Consider the following 5237-nt stretch of genomic DNA (forward strand, 5'->3'; position numbering starts at 1 on the left):
ATAAAAAATCCTATTATATTAATGTTGATGAATGGGAAGATTTAATTTTAGAGGAGGTTATAGAGAAAGCTATTGCTGATGCAAGTGATGAGGTTTTAAATGGTGCATATAATCAATTTCAATTAGAAGAAATGATTGATAAACCGGAGTTGGTAGCAAAAGGTTGTCAATTTTTAACTTTGACTTATGAACATTCGGCGAAAACTTTACCGAAAGTGATCGCGGAAGTTTTAATACAGTATTTACGTTGCCGAAACAGAAGCAGAAATAGAAGCCGCTAAGGCTATGGCTGGTGGTGGTAGTGCTGTAGCTGAACCAGTACCCGCACCCGCGCCCGTACCTGTGGCCGCTGCTGCAACTGTAGCCGCACCTGCAACAGCTTCTCAAAATGGCTCAAACCATCGGGAAGGACGGTTAGTAGCTTCGCCCCGCGCTCGCAAGTTGGCGAAAGAATTAAGAGTTGATTTAAATAACCTTAAAGGTAGTGGTCCTTACGGTCGCATTGTCGCCGAAGATATAGAAGCTGCTGTTGGTAAAGTTCAGCCACCTACTACCCCGGTTATTACTCCTATTGCACCCGCCCCCGCTGCCGCTGCCCCGGCAAAACCAACACCTGCACCCGCCCCAGTTGTTGCTGCCGTTCCTGGTCAAGTCGTACCATTAACTACTCTGCAAAATGCGGTGGTACGCAATATGATGGCCAGCCTGTCTGTACCTATATTCCATGTTGGTTACACCATTACCACGGATGGATTAGATAAACTTTACAAACAAATTAAATCTAAAGGTGTCACCATGACGGCGCTATTAGCGAAAGCTGTAGCGGTGACATTACAAAAACATCCTTTACTTAACGCCAGTTATTCAGATCAAGGTATTGTTTATCATTCCAATATCAATGTTTCTGTCGCTGTGGCAATGGATGATGGTGGTTTGATTACACCAGTGTTACAAAACGCCGATCAGGTAGATATCTATTCTCTGTCACGCAACTGGAAATCTTTGGTAGATAGAGCGAGAGCGAAACAACTACAACCAGAGGAATATAATAGCGGTACATTTACTCTGTCTAATTTGGGAATGTTTGGTGTCGATACCTTTGATGCGATTTTACCACCAGGACAAGGTTCAATTTTAGCGATCGCTGCTGCTCGTCCCCAAGTTGTCGCTACCGCAGATGGTTTATTTGGTGTGCGTCAACAAATGAAGGTTAACATCACCTGTGACCATCGTATTATTTACGGCGCTCATGCGGCTGCATTCTTGCAAGATTTAGCAAAATTGATTGAAACCAACCCCCAATCTTTGACACTGTAAGGAAAAAATCTCAAAACCAAAAACCAATAAATCTTAATTTCAGACTTGGAGTTTTTTATATTCCAAGTTTTTTTATATTCCAAGTTTTTTTAAGTTCCAAGGTTTTTTATATCCCTGGATATAGATCCCTGACTTCTTGAAGAAGTTGGGGATCTGTTTACCTGTTTACTGTTATCAATTCAAGCTACTCTGAAAGTAAGTGACATCAGTTGATAACAATAGGACTTACGCAAGATATGACTAAAAACCTTATTCTTGCGTAGGGGTAATTTATGTAGCTTGCTTCCCGAAGGGTATTACCCCTACTTTCGTTCCCTTTTGCGTAAGTCCTGAGCAAAATAAATTCAAAAAAAAGATGCCAACAGAACATAGTTTAATTTTGGATATCACAACAGTGTTAGTCGCTACTGCTTTAGGAGGATTTTTTGCCCATCGGTTGCGTCAACCTGTGATACTGGGTTATTTAGTTAGTGGTTTTGCTATTGGACCTTTTGGGTTTAAGTTATTAAGTAATGTGAATGAAATTAAATCTTTAGCAGAAATTGGAGTTGCCTTTCTGCTGTTTGCGCTGGGTGTAGAATTTTCTTTAGCAGAACTCAGACGAGTGAAAGAAATTGCTATTAAAGGTAGTTTATTACAAATCGGTTTAACAATTGCTCTAGTAACAATAGTCACCCTCTTAACAGGTTGGGCTTCTAGCATTACAAAAGGCATCTTTTTAGGTGCAGTTTTATCTCTTTCTTCCACAGCAATAGTATTAAAAACCCTCACAGAAAAGGGTGAAGTTAATACAGTACATGGGCAAATTATGCTGGCAATTTTAATCGCTCAAGATTTAGCTTTGGGTGTGATGTTGGCAATAATTCCAGCTTTACAACAACCAGAAAATATTGCAGTAGCTCTCAGTTTGGCTTTAGTTAAAATTACAATATTTGTTGGAGTTGCAATTATATTTAGTCGCTGGGTAGTGCCTCGTGTGTTAAGCAATATTGCCGCTACAGAAAGCAATGAGTTATTTTTATTAGTTGTAATTGCTTTATGTTTAGGAGTTGCTGTAATAACTGCAAAATTGGGTCTTTCTATTGCTATGGGAGCGTTTGTTGCTGGTTTAATGATATCAGAAATTGATTATGCTGATCAGGCATTAGCCAAAATTTTACCTTTGCGAGATACCTTTGCTAGTCTGTTTTTTGCCTCTATTGGAATGTTGATTGATCCGGCTATTCTTATCAGCAATTTTGCCATAATTTTAGAACTTGTGGCTTTAGTCATGTTGGGTAAAGCCGTAATTATTTTCGGAATTGTTTTAAAATTTGGTTATTCTCTCAAAAATGCAATTATAGTCAGTTTGGGAATTAACCAAATAGGTGAATTTTCTTTTGTATTAGCTTTGGTAGGTTTGCAGTTAGAATTGATATCTCAACAAACCTATTCTTTATTATTAGGAACAACAGCAATTACACTCATTCTTACACCATTCTCACTTAAAGTTGCTCCTTTTATTGCTGATAATTTAAATCAAAATCCCGTACTAGCGAATTTCTTACAAAGATTTTCTGCACCCAAAACTATATCTATGCCAGAAATAATGACTGATCATGTAGTGGTAGCAGGTTATGGTAGAGTAGGGCAAGTAGTTGTTAATATCTTACAAACTGAAGGATATCCAGTTTTAGTTATTGAAAATAGCGAAGCATCTGTACAAAGATTAAGAATGCGTCAAATACCTTATATTTTTGGTGATGCAGATTCAGAATTAGTATTAGAAAAAGCACATTTAGCCACTGCTAAAGCTTTAGCGATCGCCCTTCCTGACGCTGCTAGTACCCGTTTACTTTTAAAAAATGCTTTGACTATTGCACCCCATTTAGATGTCATTGCTCGTTCACATAATAACAAGGAAATTGATATTTTAACCCAAATGGGTGCGAAGGAAGTTGTACAACCTGAATTTGAAGCAGCTTTAGAGTTAGGAAATCATTTATTAAAAACTTTGGGAGCAGCAGAAAGTTACATTCAAACTGTGATCAATACTATTCGCAAAGATAGATATTTAAGTGTTAGACCAGATCAAGAATAAAGGTAAGGAGTCGTAGGGGTTTAGCATTGCTAAACCCTACAAAAGTCGGGAGAATAGATTATCCTTTCACGCACAAAGTCCATCAAATTTGGGAATTTTACCCGGTATCTGGGCTGGTCATGCACGCCAAAATACATCATAATTATTGTTGAGGATCTTAATTATTATGGCATTGGCGTATTTGCATGAGTTTAAAGGTAGTTTTATTCGATTTCAATGGTGTCATTATCAAAGATGAGACAATTCATTTAAAATTAATAGATGAAATTCTAGTGCAGGAAAATTTGCAACCGCAAAAGCTGCATGAGCGTCAAGGTTGTTTGGGAAGGAGCGATCGCGCTTGTTTTCAAGATTTGCTCAAAAATCGTGGTAGAGTGGTTACAGAAGAGTATTTAATGGAATTGCTGCAACGTAAAGCCCAAGCTTATGTACAAGAACTGGAAAAACTGGAAAAATTGCCTTTGTATTCGGGAATAGAAGATTTAATTTTTCAGGTGCGATCGCAAAACCTTAAACTCGGTTTAGTTAGCGGTGCTTTGCGTCAAGAAATCCAACTGGTGCTGGAACGTGCTAAACTGATTGAATATTTTACGGTTATCGTCGCAGGTGATGACATCACCACCAGTAAACCCCAACCAGAAGGTTATTTGCTGGCTGTAGAAAAATTAAATCAAGTGTATCCAGATTTAAATTTGCAAAGTCAGGAATGTTTAGCTATTGAAGACACTCCGGCGGGTATTCAAGCAGCCAAACGCGCTCAGATGCAAGTTGTAGGAGTTGCCAATACTTACCCATTTCATATGTTGCAGCGTCAAGCTAACTGGACAGTTGACTATTTGACAGAGTTGGAATTAGAACGGGTACAGGAAATTTTTTTGCAGCAAGATGTGAACAATATAAAGACCGAGTGTTAAAATAGGATGTGATCAAGGGGAATTAGCTCAGTTGGTAGAGTGCTGCGATCGCACCGCAGAGGTCAGGGGTTCGAGTCTCCTATTCTCCATTTATTCTGTTGTCGTTTGCCAAATAATTTGTCTGCGTTGACAAATTGTTGTCTGTCTTGCCAAATTGCTGTGCTGCCAAATTATTTGTCCTTAAATTTTATCTCCAGGTAATACACATAACTTATGTTGTGTACGATCGCAGCACTCCTTTCAACCCACCTTAATTTTATAACAGTATTTTAATTTATTAGGCTGAGGTATTGCCTCGACAATCAAAGATGTAAGGTGATACTATGTAGTAAATTCAGGAGATTTTTCAATGAATATTGAGCAATCTGTGTTAGAAAAGTTACGCCATTTACCTGTTGATAAACAACAGCAATTATTAGATTTTGCGGAATTTTTGTCTCAAAAAATGACTCTTAAAACTCCTTTACAGAATGTTAGAGGATTATGTGCTGATTTAAAAGTAGATATTAGTGAAGAAGATATTTATCAAGCGCGTCAAGAAATGTGGGGTAATTTTCCAAGGGATATAATTTAATGACATCAGTGGTTGCAGATACACATACTTTAATTTGGTACGTTTTTGATTTACAGAGATTATCAGAAGCTGCATTAACAGCATTAGAACAAGCAGTTAATACAGGTAATCCTATTTATATCTCAGCTATTACGGTTATAGAAATTGCTTATTTAGTTGAGAAGGGACGCTTTGCAGAAGAGGTATTAACACGAATTTTAAATGCTTTGGATGATCCCAATGTAGGTAAGCTGTTGTGCAGCTAAATCGAATAAACAGCATTACCTTTATTTTTAACTTTGCGCTCCCATTTAATAATAAGACCTCCTTCGTTTAGCAATTTATTTAATAATTCTTCTAACTGTTCTACTGA

Annotated in this window: 4 protein-coding genes, 1 tRNA gene and 2 pseudogenes; all 7 read left to right on the forward strand. The window is 37.8% G+C overall.

The genetic code is table 11. The features are described from left to right. A pseudogene (locus FFR48_RS25020) lies at window positions 1-281 on the forward strand (hypothetical protein); the annotation flags it as partial. Then, window positions 244-1317: pseudogene (locus FFR48_RS25025) on the forward strand (dihydrolipoamide acetyltransferase family protein); the annotation flags it as partial. The pseudogenes FFR48_RS25020 and FFR48_RS25025, both read left to right, overlap by 38 nt. Window positions 1318-1672: 355 nt before the next feature. Then, window positions 1673-3397 carry a cation:proton antiporter gene (locus FFR48_RS25030; RefSeq protein WP_137669237.1) on the forward strand — a complete coding sequence of 575 codons (1725 nt, stop codon included), beginning with the start codon at window positions 1673-1675 and terminating at the stop codon, window positions 3395-3397. A gap of 185 nt (window positions 3398-3582) precedes the next feature. Beyond that, window positions 3583-4311, forward strand: a complete 729-nt coding sequence (locus tag FFR48_RS25035) for an HAD family hydrolase (protein WP_137669238.1) — start codon at window positions 3583-3585, stop codon at window positions 4309-4311. Between the two features lie 16 nt (window positions 4312-4327). Beyond that, window positions 4328-4400, forward strand: a tRNA-Ala gene (locus tag FFR48_RS25040). A 260-nt stretch (window positions 4401-4660) separates the two neighbouring features. Beyond that, a complete protein-coding gene (locus FFR48_RS25045) occupies window positions 4661-4885 on the forward strand; it encodes a DUF2281 domain-containing protein (protein ID WP_137669239.1) in 225 nt (74 codons plus the stop codon). Then, window positions 4885-5130, forward strand: coding sequence for a type II toxin-antitoxin system VapC family toxin (locus FFR48_RS25050; protein ID WP_201277677.1), 246 nt, complete (start codon window positions 4885-4887; stop codon window positions 5128-5130). Before FFR48_RS25045 ends, FFR48_RS25050 begins: the two co-directional genes overlap by 1 nt. Window positions 5131-5237: the final 107 nt, after the last annotated feature.

This window comes from Sphaerospermopsis reniformis, assembly GCF_005402885.1.
GTDB classification, from domain to species: Bacteria; Cyanobacteriota; Cyanobacteriia; order Cyanobacteriales; family Nostocaceae; genus Sphaerospermopsis; species Sphaerospermopsis kisseleviana.